Annotated in this window: 19 protein-coding genes; 5 read left to right on the forward strand and 14 right to left on the reverse strand. The window is 60.3% G+C overall.

The annotated features are described in order from the left end of the window. Positions 1 to 45 precede the first annotated feature (45 nt). From aspS to A7P95_RS07970, 7 genes are all read right to left on the reverse strand, one after another. A complete protein-coding gene (gene aspS / locus A7P95_RS07940; RefSeq protein WP_067593674.1) occupies positions 46 to 1,854 on the reverse strand; it encodes an aspartate--tRNA ligase in 1,809 nt (602 codons plus the stop codon). A gap of 103 nt (positions 1,855 to 1,957) precedes the next feature. Beyond that, a complete protein-coding gene (locus tag A7P95_RS07945; RefSeq protein ID WP_067593677.1) occupies positions 1,958 to 2,653 on the reverse strand; it encodes a DUF502 domain-containing protein in 696 nt (231 codons plus the stop codon). 279 nt (positions 2,654 to 2,932) lie between these two features. Then, the gene (gene ykgO, locus A7P95_RS07950) at positions 2,933 to 3,058 is read right to left on the reverse strand and encodes a type B 50S ribosomal protein L36 (RefSeq protein WP_067593680.1); all 126 of its coding nucleotides are present in this window, start codon (positions 3,056 to 3,058) and stop codon (positions 2,933 to 2,935) included. A 1-nt stretch (position 3,059) separates the two neighbouring features. Then, complete coding sequence (locus A7P95_RS07955; protein ID WP_067593683.1) at positions 3,060 to 3,332, reverse strand: type B 50S ribosomal protein L31; 273 nt, start codon at positions 3,330 to 3,332, stop codon at positions 3,060 to 3,062. 171 nt (positions 3,333 to 3,503) lie between these two features. After that, the gene (locus tag A7P95_RS07960; RefSeq protein ID WP_067593686.1) at positions 3,504 to 4,334 is read right to left on the reverse strand and encodes a septal ring lytic transglycosylase RlpA family protein; all 831 of its coding nucleotides are present in this window, start codon (positions 4,332 to 4,334) and stop codon (positions 3,504 to 3,506) included. Between the two features lie 8 nt (positions 4,335 to 4,342). Then, a complete protein-coding gene (gene trmL, locus A7P95_RS07965; protein ID WP_067593689.1) occupies positions 4,343 to 4,807 on the reverse strand; it encodes a tRNA (uridine(34)/cytosine(34)/5-carboxymethylaminomethyluridine(34)-2'-O)-methyltransferase TrmL in 465 nt (154 codons plus the stop codon). A 95-nt stretch (positions 4,808 to 4,902) separates the two neighbouring features. Then, positions 4,903 to 5,523: a ComF family protein gene (locus tag A7P95_RS07970; RefSeq protein WP_156503556.1), complete on the reverse strand. Its 621-nt coding sequence runs from the start codon at positions 5,521 to 5,523 to the stop codon at positions 4,903 to 4,905. A 189-nt stretch (positions 5,524 to 5,712) separates the two neighbouring features. On the opposite strand from A7P95_RS07970, the gene bioH reads away from it, so the two are divergent. The 3 genes from bioH (at position 5,713) to A7P95_RS11725 (ending at position 7,592) form a co-directional block, all read left to right on the forward strand. Beyond that, complete coding sequence (bioH, locus tag A7P95_RS07975; protein ID WP_067593692.1) at positions 5,713 to 6,468, forward strand: pimeloyl-ACP methyl ester esterase BioH; 756 nt, start codon at positions 5,713 to 5,715, stop codon at positions 6,466 to 6,468. Positions 6,469 to 6,551: 83 nt separating this feature from the next. Next, complete coding sequence (locus A7P95_RS07980; RefSeq protein WP_067593695.1) at positions 6,552 to 7,343, forward strand: class I SAM-dependent methyltransferase; 792 nt, start codon at positions 6,552 to 6,554, stop codon at positions 7,341 to 7,343. 27 nt (positions 7,344 to 7,370) lie between these two features. Next, on the forward strand, positions 7,371 to 7,592 hold the full coding sequence (locus A7P95_RS11725) for a hypothetical protein (protein WP_156503557.1): 222 nt from the start codon (positions 7,371 to 7,373) through the stop codon (positions 7,590 to 7,592). A 93-nt stretch (positions 7,593 to 7,685) separates the two neighbouring features. Here A7P95_RS11725 and rapZ read toward each other — a convergent pair whose 3' ends face one another. The 7 genes from rapZ to A7P95_RS08015 all read right to left on the reverse strand — a co-directional run bounded on the left by rapZ (position 7,686) and on the right by A7P95_RS08015 (position 14,859). Further along, positions 7,686 to 8,540 (reverse strand): RNase adapter RapZ, encoded by an 855-nt coding sequence (gene rapZ / locus A7P95_RS07985; RefSeq protein ID WP_067593698.1) that lies wholly within the window; start codon positions 8,538 to 8,540, stop codon positions 7,686 to 7,688. Beyond that, positions 8,521 to 9,483, reverse strand: a complete 963-nt coding sequence (gene hprK, locus A7P95_RS07990; protein WP_067593701.1) for an HPr(Ser) kinase/phosphatase — start codon at positions 9,481 to 9,483, stop codon at positions 8,521 to 8,523. Before hprK ends, rapZ begins: the two co-directional genes overlap by 20 nt. 16 nt (positions 9,484 to 9,499) lie before the next feature. After that, positions 9,500 to 9,949 (reverse strand): PTS IIA-like nitrogen regulatory protein PtsN, encoded by a 450-nt coding sequence (gene ptsN / locus A7P95_RS07995; protein ID WP_067593704.1) that lies wholly within the window; start codon positions 9,947 to 9,949, stop codon positions 9,500 to 9,502. A gap of 121 nt (positions 9,950 to 10,070) precedes the next feature. Then, complete coding sequence (gene ubiA, locus A7P95_RS08000) at positions 10,071 to 10,958, reverse strand: 4-hydroxybenzoate octaprenyltransferase (RefSeq protein WP_067593707.1); 888 nt, start codon at positions 10,956 to 10,958, stop codon at positions 10,071 to 10,073. 208 nt (positions 10,959 to 11,166) lie between these two features. Beyond that, entirely contained in the window at positions 11,167 to 11,685 is a 519-nt protein-coding gene (locus tag A7P95_RS08005) for a chorismate--pyruvate lyase family protein (RefSeq protein WP_067593710.1), read from the reverse strand. A gap of 97 nt (positions 11,686 to 11,782) precedes the next feature. After that, positions 11,783 to 13,762 carry a DNA topoisomerase IV subunit B gene (gene parE, locus A7P95_RS08010; protein WP_067593713.1) on the reverse strand — a complete coding sequence of 660 codons (1,980 nt, stop codon included), beginning with the start codon at positions 13,760 to 13,762 and terminating at the stop codon, positions 11,783 to 11,785. 260 nt (positions 13,763 to 14,022) lie between these two features. Beyond that, complete coding sequence (locus tag A7P95_RS08015; RefSeq protein ID WP_067593716.1) at positions 14,023 to 14,859, reverse strand: 23S rRNA (adenine(2030)-N(6))-methyltransferase RlmJ; 837 nt, start codon at positions 14,857 to 14,859, stop codon at positions 14,023 to 14,025. A 485-nt stretch (positions 14,860 to 15,344) separates the two neighbouring features. On the opposite strand from A7P95_RS08015, the gene A7P95_RS08020 reads away from it, so the two are divergent. Together A7P95_RS08020 and erpA are read left to right on the forward strand one after the other, a co-directional pair. After that, positions 15,345 to 16,838: an SEL1-like repeat protein gene (locus A7P95_RS08020; RefSeq protein ID WP_067593719.1), complete on the forward strand. Its 1,494-nt coding sequence runs from the start codon at positions 15,345 to 15,347 to the stop codon at positions 16,836 to 16,838. 275 nt (positions 16,839 to 17,113) lie between these two features. After that, a complete protein-coding gene (gene erpA, locus A7P95_RS08025) occupies positions 17,114 to 17,461 on the forward strand; it encodes an iron-sulfur cluster insertion protein ErpA (protein ID WP_067593722.1) in 348 nt (115 codons plus the stop codon). The last annotated feature ends 63 nt before the right edge of the window (positions 17,462 to 17,524 follow it).

Consider the following 17,524-nt stretch of genomic DNA (forward strand, 5'->3'; position numbering starts at 1 on the left):
GAGCTAAAATTTTCAGATAGCCTTTGTTTTACCGGCAGGCGGGGGTTAGCCTTCTTTCTGCTCGCTTGCTTTTTGGCGCAGGCGCAGGTGCAGTTCGCGCAGTTGGAGTTCGTCCACATGGTTGGGGGCGTCCACCAGCAAGTCTTGCGCGCGCTGGGTTTTGGGGAAGGCGATCACGTCGCGGATGGATTCGGCTTGCGCCATCAGTGCCACCAAGCGGTCGAGGCCGAAGGCCAGGCCGCCGTGTGGGGGCGCACCGAATTTCAGGTTATCGAGCAGGAAGCCGAATTTGTTTTGCTGCTCTTCGGGCGTGATTTTCAGCGCGGCGAACACTTTTTCCTGAATGTCGGCGCGGTGGATACGGATGGAGCCGCCGCCGATTTCCCAGCCGTTGAGCACCATATCGTAGGCGCGGGCGAGGCAGTTTTCGGGGTCGGATGCCATCAGATCTTCGTGGCCGGGCTTGGGCGAGGTGAAGGGGTGGTGCATGGCGGCCCAGCGGTCGTTTTCCTCGTCGTATTCGAACATGGGGAAATCGACCACCCACAAGGGTTTCCATTCGTCCACGAAGTAGCCGTTTTCTGCGCCGTGCTCTTTGCCGATTTTGATGCGCAGCGCGCCGATGGCTTCGTTTACCACTTTGGCTTTGTCTGCGCCGAAGAAAATGATGTCGCCGTTTTGCGCGCCGGTGCGCTCGATGATTTCCTTCAAGGCGGCTTCAGACAGAAATTTGACGATGGGCGATTGCAGGCCGCTGTTTTCGCCGTTGCTCAAATTGCTTACGTCGTTCACTTTGATATACGCCAAGCCTTTGGCGCCGTAGATGGCCACGAAGTTGGTGTATTCGTCGATTTCCTTGCGGCTGAGTTTCGCGCCGTTGGGCACGCGCAGCGCCACCACACGGCCGCCTTTCATGTCTGCCGCGCCACGGAACACTTTGAATTCTTCCGTTTTCATCAAATCGGTCAGCTCGGTGAATTTCAGGCTGATGCGCATATCGGGCTTGTCGGAGCCGTAGTAGAACATGGCATCGCGGTATTCCATGCGCGGGAAATCGCCGAGGGTAACGTTCATGGTGTTTTGGAAGATTTCCTTCACCATGCCTTCGGTGATGTCCATGATTTCGTTTTCGGAGAGGAAGGAGGTTTCTAAGTCGATTTGGGTGAATTCAGGCTGGCGGTCGGCGCGCAAGTCTTCGTCGCGGAAGCATTTGGTGATTTGATAATAACGGTCGAAACCGGCCACCATCAGCAATTGTTTGAACAACTGCGGCGACTGCGGCAGGGCGAAAAATTCGCCGGGATGCACGCGGCTGGGCACGAGATAGTCGCGCGCGCCTTCGGGGGTGGAGCGGGTGAGCATCGGGGTTTCGATGTCGATGAAGCCCTGCGCGTCCAGATAGCGGCGCACGCCCATGGCTACCTGATAACGCAGGCGCAGGTTGCGCTGCATCACGGGGCGGCGCAGGTCGATGACGCGGTTTTGCAGGCGCACGGTTTCGCTGATGTTTTCGTCGTCAATCATAAACGGCGGCGTGGCGGCGGGGTTCAGGATTTCGATTTCTTTGGCCAAGATTTCGATTTTGCCGGACACCATTTTGTCGTTGGTGGTGCCTTCGGGGCGGTTGCGCACGCGGCCGGTAATGCTCAACACGTATTCGTTGCGGGCGGAATCGGCAAGCTTGAAGGCTTCGGGGGTGTCGGGGTCGATGACGACTTGCACGATGCCTTCGCGGTCGCGCAGGTCGATGAAAATCACGCCGCCGTGGTCGCGCCGGCGGTGTACCCAGCCTTTCACGGTTACGGTTTGGTCTAGGTATTGCTCGCTGATGAGGCCGCAGTAGTTGGTACGCATTTCGGTGTTTCCTGAAAGTGTTTTGTTAAACGATAAGGGCTAATTGTAAAGGTTTGCGGGGTTTTCAGGTAGCTTTTGGAACCGGCAGGGGCTACCTGAAAAATCATTCGGCAGGCTCGGGCAGCTTGGCCGGGGCGGGGGCTTTGCCGTTGGGTTTGTGGTCGTTGGGGGCAACCATGCCCAGCGAAATCACATATTTCAGCGCTTCGTCCACGCTCATGGCCAGGGGGCGGACGTCTTGTTTGCGCACGAAGATGTAGTAGCCGCCGGTGGGGTTGGGCGTGGTGGGCACGTATACGGACAGGTATTCTGTGTTTTCAGGTAGCCCTTGCAGCAGCGATTCGGAAAGGCTGCCGGATACGAAGGCGATGGTCCAGATATCGGGCTGCGGGAAGGGCACGAGCACGGGGGTTTTGAAGGAGCGGCTGTTGTCAGAGAGCAGGCTCTCGGACACTTTTTTCACGCTGGAATAGATAGATTTCACCACGGGAATGCGCCCGAGCAGGCTGTCCCAGCCTTCGATTACTTTGCGCCCGAGCACGTTGGCGCCGAGCACGCCGGTGATAAACAGCACGACGATGGCGAGGATGAAGCCGAGGCCGGGGATGTTGAAGCCGAGGTAGCTTTCCGGCTGCCATTGGCTGGGCAGCAGGTTGAAGAGGTGGTCGGTGGTGGAAACGATGTAGGTCACCACCCAAAGGGTGATGGTGATGGGCAGCCAAACCAGGAGGCCGGTAATCAGGTAGCGTTTGATGGCTTTGCCGATGCCGCTGCTTTCTGACGGGGTGTGCTCGCTCATGCCGGTGTGCGGGGAGGGTGTGGTAAAAATGGCGCATTATACGCGCTTGCGGCGCAAGAAACGAGTGTTTGGGCATGAAAGGCTACCTGAAAATCCAGCCCGGCTGAAACCTGCTCTGCGAAACCAAAGCGCCTCTGCTTGAACAGGAGAGCGGAATGTGCGCCGGCGGACAAGGCGTTGAATCGGAGGAAGGAGCTTGCCGGGCCGGGCGGGCGGCAGCTTTGGTTTCGCAGAGCAGGCTTGGTTTTCAGGTAGCCCTGATTTCAGATGGCCCGCGGGCTAGCGCTGCCTGGCTTTGAAGCGCGGGTTGGTTTTGCAGATAACGTATACTTTGCCGCGGCGGCGCACTACTTGGCAGTCGCGGTGGCGGGTTTTGGCGGTTTTGAGGGAGGAGAGCACTTGCATTTCAGTTGTCCTTTTTTAGGGCGGCCATCATGTTGCCGTAGCGTTGGTTGAAGGCGCTGGCGCGGCCTTGTTTGTTGTGTTCGCGCTGCTGGCCGGTGTACACGGGATGGGAGGCGGAGGAGGTGTCGAGCATGAACACGGGGTATTCCCGGCCGTCTTTCCACTGCATGGTGCTGCCGGTGGGCGCGCAGGATTTGATCAGCCAGCCTTCTTCGGCGCTGCTGTCGTAGAAAAGGACGGTGCGGTAGTTTGCGGGGTGGATATTGGATTTCATGATTTGCCTTTCATGTGTTATACCATAACATTTAATCACAAGAAGGCGCGTTAGGCAAGAGTGGTTCGCAATTGGGCTGGGAGAATGTGCAGAGAAAAGGCGTGCGGATTGCGGATAAGGAAACAGGCTACCTGAAAATTTTCAGGTAGCCTGTTTGCATGAAAGCTTGGTTTACAGCTCGGTAACGGCTGCTTTGGTTTGGTCGGCCTTTTCTTGGTGGGTGAAGGGGCCCATGCGCACGAGGTAGCCGCCGTTGCGCTGCGGCACCATGAATACCTGCTGCGCGGTGTTGTTTACGTGGCGCAGGCGGGTGGTGGCTTTGACTACGTAGTCGTGGGCATCTTTGCGCTGGTCGAAGCGTTGCAGGTCCACATAAATGTTGCCGGCGGGTTTGGCGGCGGGTTGGGCTTCGGCGCGCGCCTGGCCGGGCAATATCTGCTCGATGTGCACGTTGGCAGTGCCGGCGTGGATGAAGCCGAGCTGGCGGGCGGCGGATTGGGATACGTCGATCACGCGGCTGCTGTGGAAGGGGCCACGGTCGTTGATGCGCACCACCACGCTTTTGCCGTTGGAAAGGTTGGTTACGCGGGCATAGCTGGGGATGGGCAGGGTTTTGTGGGCGGCGGTCATGAGGTTCATATCGTAGCGCTCGCCGGAGGCGGTGAGGCGGCCGTGGAATTGGCGGCCATACCAGGAGGCGCGGCCGGTTTGGCTGAATTGGCGCACATTGGTCATGGGGGTGTAGCGCACGCCGCGCACTTGGTAGCTGCGGTTGGCGGATTGGTGCAGGCGCTCGGGCTTGGCCACGGCGTCTACATGCAGACTGCCCTGGCTGTGGTGTTGCTGCTGGCGGGCGGCGGGTTTGGCCGGCGCGGCTTTGGGTTCGGCGGCGGCGGTGTTGATGAGGGCGGTGCACAAGCCGATGCAGGCGGTTACACCGATGAAGAAGGCGTTTTTCAATTTAGCCAAAACAAACTCCGTTTCTTGAGTGGATAGGGTCATGCCAGCGGCTATATGCCGCCTTGGTAGCCGTTTTGCCGCCAGGCTTCGTAGAGCATCACGGCCACGGTGTTGGCAAGGTTCATGCTGCGGCTGCCGGGGAGCATGGGCAGGCGCAGTTTTTGGTTTTCAGGTAGCCTGCCGAGGATTTCGGGTGGCAGGCCGCGGGTTTCGGGACCGAACAGGAATACGTCGCCCGGCCGGAATTCGGCTTGGTCGGGGCGGGTGTGCCCTTTGGTGGTGAGCGCGAAAATGCGGCGGCCTTCCAAGGCGGCAAGGCAGTCGGCAAAGGTTTCGTGCAGCCGGATTTGGACGAACTCGTGGTAATCCAGCCCGGCGCGTTTCATTTTGGCGGAATCCAGCGGGAAGCCGAGCGGTTTCACTAAATGCAAATCGGCGCCACTGTTGGCACAGAGGCGGATGATGTTGCCGGTGTTGGGCGGGATTTCGGGCTGGTATAAAACAACGCTGAACATGAAACGTGCAAATAAATTTGGCTGATTTATTGCAAATCAGCCGCTTGGAAACGGGAGGCATGATGCCGTAGCGGGGCGGGTCGGTCAAATTTTTTTCAATCGGGGCGGGCGAGCACCCAGGCATAAACCGCCGCAGCCCCCGCCCGCCGTAAACTTCGGGCAAGTTCGCCGATTGTTGCGCCGGTGGTAACAACATCGTCGATTAACAACACATGACGGTTCTTTACATCGGCAGCGGAGGCTACCTGAAAAACCCCGCGCACGTTTTGCGCGCGCTGCTCTCGGGGCAGGGTGCTTTGCGGCGCACGATGGCTGCGTTTCACCGCAAATGGCGGCAGAAGCGGCAAATTCAAGCCTTGCGCCACGGCTTCGGCCAAGAGCAGGCTTTGGTTGAAACCGCGCCGGTGCAGGCGCGGCACGCTCAGCGGCATGGCCATCACCACATCCGGCGGCGCCGGCCAATCCGGCACGTCGACCAGCAGCAATTCGGCCAGCGCGGCATATAAATCGTTGCGGCCAAGGAATTTGTAGGCATAAATCAGGTTGCTGATCGGCGGGGCGTAGCGGAAGGCGGTGCGGAGCATGGCCTGCGGCGGAGCTTTCTGCTGGCAATGCCCGCAGGGCAGGCCGGAAGACGACACGCTGGCACACAGCGGGCAGCGTCGGCGCGCATCCAGCCGCAGGGCGTGCAAATCCGCCGTGCAGGCCGCGCACAAAGCCTGATTGCCGGAAGATTCGTGGCATAATACGCAGCGTTTGCCCCGGCTTGAGGCTACCTGAAAACAAGCGCAGCGAGTTTCTGCGAAGCTAAAACGAGCGAAGCAAGTTTCGCCAAAACGAGCGCAGCAAGTTTTCACACAGCGCAAATGCCGCCACTGCCCGCTTAACCAAGTTGAAAGCGCCATATGTATGATTCGATTCCTGTTTTAATGTTGCACGGTTGGGCTGCCAACCACCATATTTTCGACCGTTTGGCCGCCGATTTACCCGAATGCCAAGTGTTGGCGCCCGATTTGCCCGGCCACGGAGCGGCGCAGTTCGACGGCAGTTTCAACGTAGCCGCCGTGGCCGACGCGCTGGCCGCGAAGTTGGGCGAACCCGCGCACCTGCTCGGCTGGTCGCTGGGCGGGCTGGTGGCGCTGCACATTGCCGCCAAATATCCGCAGAAAGTGCGCAGCCTGTGCCTCACCGCCAGTTTCGCCCGGCTCACCGCCGCGCCGGACTACCCCGAAGGCTTGGCCAAACCCGCTCTGGGCAAGATGATACCGCTGTTTGCCCAAGATTTTGCCAAATATATGGGGCAGTTTCTGCAACTGCAATTTTTGCACATCCCCGAACGCGCCCACCTGGCTAACGAAGCCCTGCCCGATATGATACGCCACGGCGTGCCGCCCGGGCTGGAAGCCGCGCTCGAAGCCGCCGTGCACACTGACGCCCGCAGCCTGCTGCCGCAAGTGCAATGCCCCGTGCTGCTCGTGTTCGGCGGTAAAGACGGCATCACCCCGCCGCGCATGGGCGAATACCTGCACCGCCACCTGCCCGGCAGCCGCCTGCTGCCGATTGAAAAAGCCGCGCACATCCCGTTTTTGAGCCACGAGAGCGAGTTTGCCGCCGCCTACCGCGCATTCATCGGGCTACCTGAAAAATCCGCCGCCATTTGAAAACATGAGAAAACCGTTTTCAGGTAGCCGCAAAAAGGCTAGCTGAAAACGCCCTCCCACACACACCACAGGCTACCTGAAAAATGACCACCGACCGCTGGCTCGTCCACCGCCGCCTCGCCGAAGACACCGACCAACGCCTGCCCCTCATCGCCGCCGCCCCGAAGCGCATCCTCCTGTTCGGCGCCGACGGCGATAGCAGCCGCCGCCTGCTCGCCGCGCGCTACCCGCAGGCCGAGTTCAGCGAATACGACAGCCGCGCCGGCCATCTGAGTGAAGCCGCCGCCGCACGCCGCCGCAGCTTCTGGCAACGCCTTGCCGGCAAAGGCAAAACCGTGCCCCAACACTGCCAAGCACCATCCACCCCGCTGCCCGAAGCCCAAGCCGACTGGCTGTGGTGCAACCTTGGCCTCGTCAGCTCCGCCGCCCAGCCCGTGCCCGTTATCGAAAACTGGGCGCGCGCCCTGAAAACCGACGGCCTGCTCTTCCTCACCCACTTCGGCCTCGACACTCTCGCCGAAATCATCGGCTACCTGAAAGCCCGCAACATCCCCGTAGCCAGCCCCTTCGCCGACATGCACGACCTCGGCGACATGCTGTTCCACCACGGCTTCTACGACCCCGTGATCGACACCGCCAAGCTGCAACTGGCCTACACCCGCGCCGACACCTTCTGGCAAGACATGGACACGCTCGGCATCTGGGCCGCCCTGCAATTTGCCGACGAAGCCGCCGCCCGCGCCGCCGTCAGCCAAGGTTTCGCCCAAGGCCTGCTGCACACCGTTACCCTGGAAACCGTGTACGGCCACGCCGTGCGCAAGCTGCAGCTGCCGGAAAACGAAAGCCCGGTGCAGTTTTACCCGCGCCGGAAGTAGCCTGGCTTTTCTGCAAATTTATAGTGGATGAAATTTAAATCAGGACAAGGCGACGAAGCCGCAGACAGTACAGGAGTACGGCAAGGCGAGGCAACGCCGTACTGGTTTTTGTTAATCCACTATAGAAGGCTACCTGAAAAAGAGTACATCTGTTTTCAGGTAGCCTTCCGCCTGTTCAGGCTACCTGAAAAAATTGGATTGGCTGAAAACGACGGATTTAAGGGAGCAAACCGAGCTTTTGCCGGGTAGGCTTCAGTGCCGCAAAATTTTCAGGTAGCCTCTTGTTTACCAAAGGTTACCTGAAATTTTCCGGTTATCTGTTTGTATCCACACGGTTTGCCTTCACACGCGGCGGCCGCTGCCGGGGAGCTGGCGGTGGCGCACCCACACGGGGTAGTCGCGCAGGCGTTCGGCCACGGCTTCGGCCACGAATACGGAGCGGTGCTGGCCGCCGGTGCAGCCGATGCCGATGGCGAGCATGTGCACGCGGGTTTGGCGGGCGTATTCGGGCAGCCAGCGGTTGAGGTAGCCGCTGATGTCGGCCACCATCTGCTGCACGGTTTTGAATTGGGCGAAGTAGGCGCGCACGGCTTCGTCGCGGCCGGTGAGATCTCGCAGGGCTTCGTCGTAGTAGGGGTTGGGCAGCGCGCGCACGTCGAAGAGGAAATCCAAATCGAGCGGGGCGCCGTATTTGAAGCCGAAGGATTCCACCACCACCTGCAAGCCGCCTTGGCTGAGGGCGAGCCATTCTTGGATGCGGAATTTGAGGTCGCCGGTGCCGTCTTGGGAATTGTTGATGGAGAAGGCGAAGTCTTGCCAGGGCTGCAATATCTGCCGCTCGGCGGCGATGCTTTCGGCTAGGGTGAGATTGGTGGCGGCGAGGGGATGGCGGCGGTGCTTGCCGTCGAGTCGGCGGATGAGGGTAGTGGTGTCGGCGTGGAGAAAGAGCAGGCGCACGGGGTGGCCTTGGCGGCGGATGGCGCGCAGGCAGTTTTGGATGCTTTCTTTGGCGTAGGGCACGCGGATATCGAGGCTGACGGCGAGCTTGCTGATTTTGCCGGCGGCGGATTGCGCCACCAATTGCGGCAGCAGCGCGGGCGGAATGTTGTCCACGCAGGTGAAGCCCATGGTGTCGAGCAGTTTCAGGGCCACTGTTTTTCCCGAGCCGGTGAGCCCGCTAATCAGCACTATCCTCATGGCTGCGTTCGTCTTCCCTCAGCATGGCGGTGTGGCGTTCTAGAAATTCTTTGGTGCTGTCTTTGCCGCGCGCCTGCAAGATATAGTTGCGCACCGCCGCTTCCACCAATACGGCCAGGTTGCGCCCCACGGCCACGGGCAGCGTGACGGAGCGCACGGCCACGTTGAGGATGGTTTCGGTTTCGCTCTGGATGGAGAGGCGGTCGAGCGTTTTCATGTAGCTGTCGTCGGCCAGCGTGAGATTGATGATGAGCTTGAGCGGTTTGGAGGGCAGCACGGCGGTTTCGCCGAAGATGGCGCGGATGTTGAGCACGCCCAAGCCGCGCACTTCCAAAAAATCGCGCAGCATGGCGGGGCAGCGGCCTTCCAGCGTTTCCGGGCCGGTGCGGTAGAGCTCCACCGCGTCGTCGGCCACCAGGCCGTGCCCGCGAGAAATCAGCTCCAGCGCCAGCTCGCTTTTACCCAGGCCGGAGGCGCCCATCAGCAGCACGCCGATTTCAAACACGTCCAAAAACACGCCGTGCTTCACGGTGGAGGTGGCGAGCACGCGTTGCAGGTAAATCCGCAACACGTCCATTAGGAAGGGGCTTTCGGTTTTGGAGGTGAGCAGCGGCACGTTGTGCGTGTGGCAGTAATCGCGCAGCATGAAGGGCACGGGCAGGTCGTTGGCCACAATCACCAGCGCAATGCTCAGATCGAACAGCTCGTCGAAGCTGGCTTTCACGTCGCCGCTGGCCATTTTGTTCAGATAGGCCACTTCGGCCACGCCCAACACCTGCACTTGGTTGGGGTGGATAAAATTCAGGTGGCCCACCAGCGCCAGCACGGGTTTGTCGGCATCCACGCTGATGCGGTTGTCGGCACCAGCCGTCCCTGCCGACCAAGCCAGATTGAGCTTGGTTTGGTTGTCTTGATAGAGCTTGCGGACAGAGATGCTGGGCATGGGCGGTGTTTAGCGGCTAATCTGCGGTGAGGATGCGGCGGGCTTCTTCGGCGCTCGGGGCGGCCAGAAGCTGCTCGCGCACGGATTTTTCGGAGAGCCGGATGGCCAGGGCCGACAATACTTCCAAATGGCCGCCGGCAGCGTTTTCCGGCACCAGCAATACAAACACTAGCGACACCGGCTTGCCGTCGGGCGCGTCGAAATCCACGGCTTCTTTCAGGCGGATGAAGGCGCCGGTGATGGCTTGCACTTCGGCGTGGCGGCCGTGCGGGATGGCCACGCCGTGCCCCAGCGCGGTGGTGCCGAGCTTTTCGCGCGCAAACAGGCAGTCGAATACGGCGGCGCGGCTCAGGCCGGATTCGCTTTCCAGCAGCAGGCCGGCCTCTTCAAACAGGCGCTTTTTGCTGCTCACTTCCAAATCCAGCACGATGTGTGATACGGGCAGGATGTTGCCGATCAGGCTCATGTTACTTCTCTTGCGTAAAAATACATTAAGGGGTGGATTGTACCCGTGCCGCTGCTTTAGGGCAATTTTATGCTGGTCGGCGGAATTTTCAGGTAGCCTTTTTCAGGTAGCCCGAGCTGGTTCAGCCGCCGCTGTAGTGCGCGAGCAAGCCCAGCCACAATGCCCAGCCGATGTGGTTGTTCGACAAAAACACGGCGAAGCAGGCTTGCCTGTTGCGGCTGCGGATGGCGCGGTATTGGCCGCATTGGTGCCACACCGCATAGGCGAGCGCGAGCCAATACGGCCAGCGTGCCTGAATGGCGCAGCCGGCGGCGGCCATCAGCAACACGAACAGTGCGTGGCACAGCATGGCGGCTTCGGCGTCGCGGCGGCCGAAGGTGATGGCGGAGGTTTTGATGCCGATTTTGAGGTCGTCTTCTTTATCGGCCATGGCGTAGATGGTGTCGTAGGCCAGCGTCCAGCAGGCGTTGGCGGCAAACAGCAGCCAGGCCAGCGGCGGGATGTGGTTTTGCACGGCGGCGAAGGCCATGGGGATGCCGAAGGAAAAGGCGAGCCCGAGATAGAGCTGCGGCAGCGGGAAGAAGCGTTTGGTGAAGGGGTAGCTCAGGGCGAGAAAGAGGGCGGGCAGGCTCATCAGCTTGGTGAGCATGTTGAGCGGCAACAGGCAGAGCAGGGCGAGCAGGCACAAAACCACGAGCAGGCACAGGGCTTCGCGCGGGCTCACGCGGCCGGTGGCGAAGGGGCGCTGCTTGGTGCGCTCCACCGCGCCGTCGAAATCGCGGTCGGCAAAGTCGTTGGCCACGCAGCCGGCGCTGCGCATGAAAAAGGTGCCCAGCGCGAAGGCGAGCAGGGTGGGGAAATCGGGCAGGCCGCCTGAAGCCATCCACAGCGCCCACAGCGTGGGCCACAGCAGGAGCAGGGTGCCGATGGGTTTGTCGGCGCGCATCAGTTGCAGATATACGGCGAGGCGTTCGGCTTGGCGGGGGGTGAGGAATGACGGGGTGTGCACGGGGTTCTCAGGGTGTGGTTTTTAGTGTGATTTTTCAGGTAGCCTTCGGGCGTGGGGAGAGGCTACTTGAAAATAGGGTGTTGGATAAAGCGGCGTACCAATTCAATCGGAAGGCTAGCCGAAAAGTAGGGCTGAGCAAGCAGTGAAACTTGCCGGCTATTTTTCAGGTAGCCTTTCGGCTGAGAAAGAGGCTACCTGAAAATAGCCGCTAACCGGCATTAGGCAAAAACTGCTCCAATTCCGGCGCAAACCCTTCGGTCAGCACCATCTTTTCGCCATGCAGCGCAAACTCGGAGCGGCGCAGCCAGGCGGCTCGGGCGGCCTGCGGCTGTTGCGCGATCGGCACGGCGGCGAAGGCGAGCGGGCTGCGCTGCCAAGCCAAGCCCGTGCCGAAGAGCTGTTTGCCTAAAGGCCGCGTGCCGCAAGCCAGAATATTTTGCCACTCAGCAGCGATTTGGCGGCACACGCTGCGCGCCCACACCACCGGCGTTTCATCCAGCAGCAGCCACACTTGGCGCACATGAAACGCCCGACCGCCCAAATCTTCGCCCGGCCACAGTTGCACGGTCTCGCCCTGAAAGGCTACCTGAACGCGCAAATCCGCGCCGGTGGCTTGCAGCGCGGCGGTGAGCGAATCGGCCTGCATCAGGCGGCGCAGGGCCGGGGGTGCATCGGGCGGGGCGGGCTGCCAGAGGAGCGGCGGCAGGGCGGAGGGAAACGGGGGCATGGGTGTGTTTGCGTGAGTTTTTTGTTTGGGCGAATTTCTGCGCGGCTAAACGGAGTATGGCATCGTTCTTGCCACTCCAAACTTTTGGCGAAGCGGGCTAAATATCCAGCTCGGCTTTGTCGCCCTCGGCTTCCATCCAGCTGCGGCGCTGGGCGGATTCGCCTTTGCCCATCAGTTTCACGAATACGTCGTAGGTAGGGCGGTCGCTGCCGTCGGGAATGTGTACGCGCAGCAGGCGGCGGGTGTCGGGGTGCATGGTGGTGTCTTTGAGCTGGTCGGGGTTCATTTCGCCCAAGCCTTTGAAGCGGCTGATGGAATAGTGGTTTTCGCGCAGGCCTTCCTTGCGCAGTTTTTCCAAAATGCCGTCGAGCTCGGCTTGGTCGAGGGCGTAGAATTTGCGGGCGGGCTTTTTCTTGCCCTGCGCGGCCACGTCCACGCGGAACAGGGGCGGCTGCGCCACATAAATGTGCCCGCGCCGCACCAGCTCGGGGAAGTGGCGGTAGAACAGGGTGAGCAGCAGCACTTGGATGTGCGAGCCGTCCACGTCGGCATCGGAGAGGATGGCGATTTTGCCGTAGCGCAGGCCGGAGAGGTTCGGCTCGTCTTCCGGGCCGTGGGGATCGACGCCGATGGCCACGGAAATATCGTGGATTTCGGTGTTGGCGAAGAGCTGGTCGCGGTGCACTTCGAAGCTGTTGAGCACTTTGCCGCGCAGGGGCAGGATGGCTTGGGTGTTGCGGTCGCGGGCGAGCTTGGCGGAGCCGCCGGCGGAATCGCCTTCCACCAGGAAAAGCTCGTTTTCGCGGATGTCTTCGCTTTCGCAGTCGGTGAGCTTGCCAGGCAGCACGGAAATGCCGCTGCCTTTTTTCTTTTCGATTTTCTTCACCGAGCGCATGCGCTCCTGCGCCTGCCGGATGGCGAGCTCGGCGATTTTTTTGCCGGCTTCGAGGTTTTGGTTGAGCCACAGCTCCACCGGGTCGCCGGCCATGGCGGCCACCAGTTTGAGCGCGTCGCGGTTGGTGAGCTTGTCTTTGGTTTGGCCTTGGAACTGCGGGTCGAGCATGCGCACGGATAGCACGAAAGATACGCGGTTGAACACGTCGTCGCTTTGGATTTTCACGCCGCGCGGCAGGAGGTTGTGGTGGGTGATGAAGTTGGATACGGCGTTGAACAGGGCCTGCTTGAGGCCAGCTTCGTGGGTACCGCCGGCGGGGGTGGGGATGAGGTTTACATAGCTTTCGGTGCTGATGCGGCCTTCTTCCAGCCAGGTGAGGGCGCAGGATACGCCTTCGCCGTGGGCAAAATCGCCGTGGTGGCTGCCGGAAACGTGGTTTTGCAGGGTGAGCAGGGGCAGGGTGGTTTCCTGTTCGGCGAGCAGGGTTTTCAGGTAGCCTTCGAGGCCGTCGGGGTAGTGCCAGGATTGGGTGGATTTTTCAGGTAGCCCAGCCTGCGCTCGGGTGAGGGAAACGCTCACGCCGGGCAGCAGCACGGCTTTGGCGCGCAGCAGGCGTTCGATTTCGGCGATGTCGTAGTGCGGGCTTTCGAAATATTTGGCGTCGGGCCAGATGCGCAGGGTGGTGCCGCTTTCTTTGGCGGGGCATTTGCCGGTTTCGGCCAGCGGCTCGACCACGTCGCCGCCGGCAAATACGATGCGGTACACTTTGCCTTCGCGCCGCACGGTCACTTCCAAACGGGTGGAGAGCGCGTTGGTCACGGACACGCCCACGCCGTGCAGACCGCCGGAGAAGGCGTAGGCGCCGTCGCCGCTGGTTTTGTCGAATTTGCCGCCGGCGTGCAGGCGGGTGAACACGAGCTCGACCACGGGGATGCCTTCTTCGGGGTGCAGGCCCACGGGGATGCCGCGCCCGTTGTCGGACACGGAAAGGGAGCCGTCGTCGTGGATTTCCACGCTGATGCGGCTGGCGAAGCCGCCCAGCGCTTCGTCGGCGGCGTTGTCGATGGCTTCTTGGCAGATGTGGGTGGGGCTGTCGGTGCGGGTGTACATGCCGGGGCGTTCTTTCACCGGCTCGAGCCCTTTGAGGACTTTGATGCTGCTTTCGGAATATGGCTTGGTCATGGTGTGTTTGCGAACTTGGAACTTGTTTATTTTAACATATCGGGGCGCGGCTGCTTGGGGGAAGGCTACCTGAAAAATGGGGCGGGGTTGTTGGCTGTGCGGAAACTGGCTTTGCTGGTTTTAACTTCGTTGAAGCTTCGCTTTCAGGTAGCCTCAGCCAGCCGCGGAGGCTACCTGAAAAATAGCCAGCCACTGTTTACTCAAGTAAAGACTACCTGAAAATGGGTACAGCAGAGTTTCTGCGAAACCAAAATATCTGCTTACCCGCCGTGCTGTTCCAGCACGAAATGCGCGCTGCTGTCTTGCGCCAAGAGTTCGGCTAGGGCGGGCAGGTTGGCGGCAAGCTGTTCGGCCAGCACGTAGGGCGGGTTGATGAGGAACATGCCGCTGCCGTGCATGCCGAAACCGTCGGCACGGGGGGCGTGGGCGTGCAGCTCGGCTTGCAGCCAATGTGCGGCGGGCAGTTTGCGCAATTCGGCGGGCAGGCTGCGGCTTTCTTCGCGCGAAAGGCAGGGATACCAGAGGGCGTAGCAGCCGGTGGCGAAGCGGCTGAGGGCGGCGCCTAGTGTTTGTACGGCTTGGCGGTATTCCTGCTTTTGTTCATAGGGCGGGTCGATGAGGATGACGGCTCGGCGCGGCGGGGGCGGCAGGAGGGAGATCAGGCTTTGGTAGCCGTCGGCTTGTTTGGCGATGATGCGGCGGTCGGCGGCGGTGTTTTGCCGGAGAAGGGGAAAGTCGGCGGGATGCAGCTCGAACAGGCGCAGTTTGTCGTTGGGGCGCAGCAAGCTTTGGGCGAGGAGGGGGGAGCCGCAGTAGAGCTGGGGCTGGGGCAGGAGATTTTGCAGGTGTTGGCGGAATTGTTCGAGCTCGGCGGGCAGGGTTTGGGCGGCAAGCAGGCGGGCGATGCCTTGGCGGTATTCGCCGGTTTTTTGCGCTTGGTCTTCTTCTAAGTGGTAAAGGCCGGCGCCGCTGTGGGTGTCGATATACCAATAGGGCTTGTCTTTGCGGTTGAAATAGCTGAGGATGAGGAATAAAACGAAATGTTTGAACACGTCGGCATGGTTGCCGGCGTGGAAGGCGTGGCGGTAGCTGAGCATGGGGTGTTTGTAGCAGGGAAAAGTTGTATTCTAACCGAGCCGCACGCAAATCGCAGACAAAAAAAGGTGTGGCACAAGCCACACCTAAACACACACACATCAAGAGGAAAATGAATCCAGTGTTACAAGAAACAGGTTACTTCGCTATTTCTCCGACCGGCTTGGAAACCCGTCGGAACTAAATCCTTTCAACTTGAGAGCGATTATAGGGAGATTGCCCGGGCGGGACATTGACCAAAATCAAATGAACGGTAATTGTGAGCATGCTAACGCGCAATTTTTGTGCGCAGGCTGCCTTTCAGGTAGGCCTAAATAGCCAACGCGGGCTGCCACAGATTAGGGCAGACATGCTAAAATGTCTGCATATTAACAACATGCTGCCGCCCGTTTGGCAGCAAAAACCGGCAAGCCGGCAAGGGAGGAGCGGCTGTTTTGCGCCAAAGGCCGAAGCAGGCGTTGTTTTAAAGAATTCACGGTTGGAACGAATGATTAAATTTGCACTCAAACGCAAATCGGGCAAATCAGCCAAGGCCGAGCCAGGCAGCCTGCCCGATGCCGAATCGTATTACCGTCGCGCCCAAGAGCTCGTGGAAGCGGAAGACACGCGGGAAAACGCCCTGGCCGACATGCGCCAGTCCGCCGAAATGGGATACCAGCAGGCGCAATACGAATTGGGCGAATGGTACCGCCAAGGCAAATATACCGCGCAAGATTACGCCACCGCACTCTACTGGCTGGAACGCGCAGCTGCCTCGGGCTACCTGAACGCCGCCTACAGCCTGGCCATGATGCAGGCCAACGGCGAAGGCATACAGCAAGACGTATTGGCCGCCAGCCAAGTGATGCAACATTTGGCCGCGCAGAAATTCCCGCAGGCCATCGTGTGGCTGATGGAAAATGCCGCCGCCCACGGCCAGCACCAAAAAGCCTTCGCCTGGGCCTCCCGCGCCGCCGCATTGGGCGAACCGCAGGCGCAATACCACATGGCCTACGCCCTGCTGCACGGCCTGGGCACTAAAACCGACGTGCGCCAAGGCATCAGCTGGCTCAAGCACGCCGCCGAACACGACTACGGCGACGCCCAATGGCAGCTCGCCCGCCTCTACGAAACCGGCCGCTTCGGCGGCATGGACAAAGCCAAAGCCCTGCATTGGTACGAACGCGTGGCCGCCAAAGGCGTGGTGGCCGCACAAAGCAAGGCCGGCCACATGCGCCTCAACGGCATCGGCTGCGCCGCCGACCCCAAACTCGCCGTGCAATGGATTATCCAAGCCGCCAACGCCAACGATTCCGAAGCGCTCAACCTCCTCGCCCGCCAGCTGCTCACCGGGCAGGGCATCCAACAAAACTTCGAAGCCGCCATCCGCTGCCTCGAGCAGGCCGTGCGCCTCGGCAACGCCGACGCCATGTATCAGATGGGCGACGTATACCGCTACGGCCTCGGCGTATCCAAAGACGACAAACTCGCCCGCCAATGGTACGAACAAGCCGTGCTTAACGGGCACGAAGAAGCCAAAGAAAAGCTGGCCGAGCCCGTGAAGCCCCAGCGCCGCGCCTCCGACCCCGTCTGCCACCTGCCCGACAAAGAAGAACAGCTGGCCGAAGAACACTACCGCCAAGCCTTCGCCTGCCATTTCGGCCTCGGAGTGAACCAAGATATCGGCCAAGCCTTCTCGCTGTATAAAGCCGCCGCCGAATACGGCCTGCCGCGCGCCCAAACCAACCTCGGCATGATGTTTTTCCAAGGCGAATTCGTGGGCAAAGATTTCGAGAAAGCCGCCGCCTGGTTTAAAAAAGCCGCCCTCCGCCACGACCCCGTGGCGCACTACAACCTCGCCTGCCTCTACTACCACGGCTGGGGCGTGCGCGCCAACGCCGGCGAAGCCATTTCCCACCTGAAAGCCGCCATCGCCCACGGCCATAAAAACGACGGCGAATGGCAGAAGCTCCTAGCGCAATGGCAAGAAGAGCTGGCCTAGGGCTACCTGAAAAAAGCTACCCGAAAAAGAAAGGCTACCTGAAAACGAAGCTTCCGAAGGAAGCGGAGTTTCTGCAAAGCTAAAACCGGATTACATTTTCAGGTAGCCTTCCCATGCAGTGATGGTTAAACGCCACGCCCGTTTGCCCGCCCACTTTAAATCCGCCGCCCCGCCCCTATCTGTCGCTTAAGATTTACCCGCGACCGACTTGCCCGCAAACCCCGCTTTACGCCACAATAAGCCCGTTTCGCATAACACAGAAAAAGGAATGAATCATGTCCGATATTGACGAAAACAACCCCATCATCTTCACCGAAAGCTGCTGCAGCAAAGTGGCCGAGCTGATTGCCGAAGAAGACAACCCCGATTTGAAACTGCGCGTGTTTGTGAACGGTGGCGGCTGCTCCGGCTTCCAATACGGCTTCACCTTCGACGACATCGTAAACGACGACGATTTCCAAATCGAAAAAAACGGCCTCACTTTTTTAGTAGACCCCATGAGCTACCAATACCTCGTCGGCGCCGAAATCGACTACACCGAAAGCCTGCAAGGCTCGCAGTTCGTTATCCGTAACCCCAACGCCGCCACCACCTGCGGCTGCGGCTCTTCCTTCTCGGTTTGAGTTTGGCAACACGCCCAAAGGCTATCTGAAAAATAAAGCAGCGCAGACGCTTTGCTGCGCAGC

Origin of the sequence: Eikenella longinqua (genome assembly GCF_001648355.1) — a bacterium.
GTDB classification, from domain to species: domain Bacteria; phylum Pseudomonadota; class Gammaproteobacteria; order Burkholderiales; family Neisseriaceae; genus Eikenella; species Eikenella longinqua.

What these genes read in the sequence shown, in the direction of transcription:
- aspS (WP_067593674.1), bottom strand. Translation starts at nt 1,854, where the DNA reads ATGCGTACCAACTACTGCGGCCTCATCAGCGAGCAATACCTAGACCAA.
- A7P95_RS07945 (WP_067593677.1), bottom strand. Translation starts at nt 2,653, where the DNA reads ATGAGCGAGCACACCCCGTCAGAAAGCAGCGGCATCGGCAAAGCCATC.
- ykgO (WP_067593680.1), bottom strand. Translation starts at nt 3,058, where the DNA reads ATGCAAGTGCTCTCCTCCCTCAAAACCGCCAAAACCCGCCACCGCGAC.
- A7P95_RS07955 (WP_067593683.1), bottom strand. Translation starts at nt 3,332, where the DNA reads ATGAAATCCAATATCCACCCCGCAAACTACCGCACCGTCCTTTTCTAC.
- A7P95_RS07960 (WP_067593686.1), bottom strand. Translation starts at nt 4,334, where the DNA reads ATGACCCTATCCACTCAAGAAACGGAGTTTGTTTTGGCTAAATTGAAA.
- trmL (WP_067593689.1), bottom strand. Translation starts at nt 4,807, where the DNA reads ATGTTCAGCGTTGTTTTATACCAGCCCGAAATCCCGCCCAACACCGGC.
- bioH (WP_067593692.1), top strand. Translation starts at nt 5,713, where the DNA reads ATGTATGATTCGATTCCTGTTTTAATGTTGCACGGTTGGGCTGCCAAC.
- A7P95_RS07980 (WP_067593695.1), top strand. Translation starts at nt 6,552, where the DNA reads ATGACCACCGACCGCTGGCTCGTCCACCGCCGCCTCGCCGAAGACACC.
- A7P95_RS11725 (WP_156503557.1), top strand. Translation starts at nt 7,371, where the DNA reads ATGAAATTTAAATCAGGACAAGGCGACGAAGCCGCAGACAGTACAGGA.
- rapZ (WP_067593698.1), bottom strand. Translation starts at nt 8,540, where the DNA reads ATGAGGATAGTGCTGATTAGCGGGCTCACCGGCTCGGGAAAAACAGTG.
- hprK (WP_067593701.1), bottom strand. Translation starts at nt 9,483, where the DNA reads ATGCCCAGCATCTCTGTCCGCAAGCTCTATCAAGACAACCAAACCAAG.
- ptsN (WP_067593704.1), bottom strand. Translation starts at nt 9,949, where the DNA reads ATGAGCCTGATCGGCAACATCCTGCCCGTATCACACATCGTGCTGGAT.
- A7P95_RS08005 (WP_067593710.1), bottom strand. Translation starts at nt 11,685, where the DNA reads ATGCCCCCGTTTCCCTCCGCCCTGCCGCCGCTCCTCTGGCAGCCCGCC.
- parE (WP_067593713.1), bottom strand. Translation starts at nt 13,762, where the DNA reads ATGACCAAGCCATATTCCGAAAGCAGCATCAAAGTCCTCAAAGGGCTC.
- A7P95_RS08015 (WP_067593716.1), bottom strand. Translation starts at nt 14,859, where the DNA reads ATGCTCAGCTACCGCCACGCCTTCCACGCCGGCAACCATGCCGACGTG.
- A7P95_RS08020 (WP_067593719.1), top strand. Translation starts at nt 15,345, where the DNA reads ATGATTAAATTTGCACTCAAACGCAAATCGGGCAAATCAGCCAAGGCC.
- erpA (WP_067593722.1), top strand. Translation starts at nt 17,114, where the DNA reads ATGTCCGATATTGACGAAAACAACCCCATCATCTTCACCGAAAGCTGC.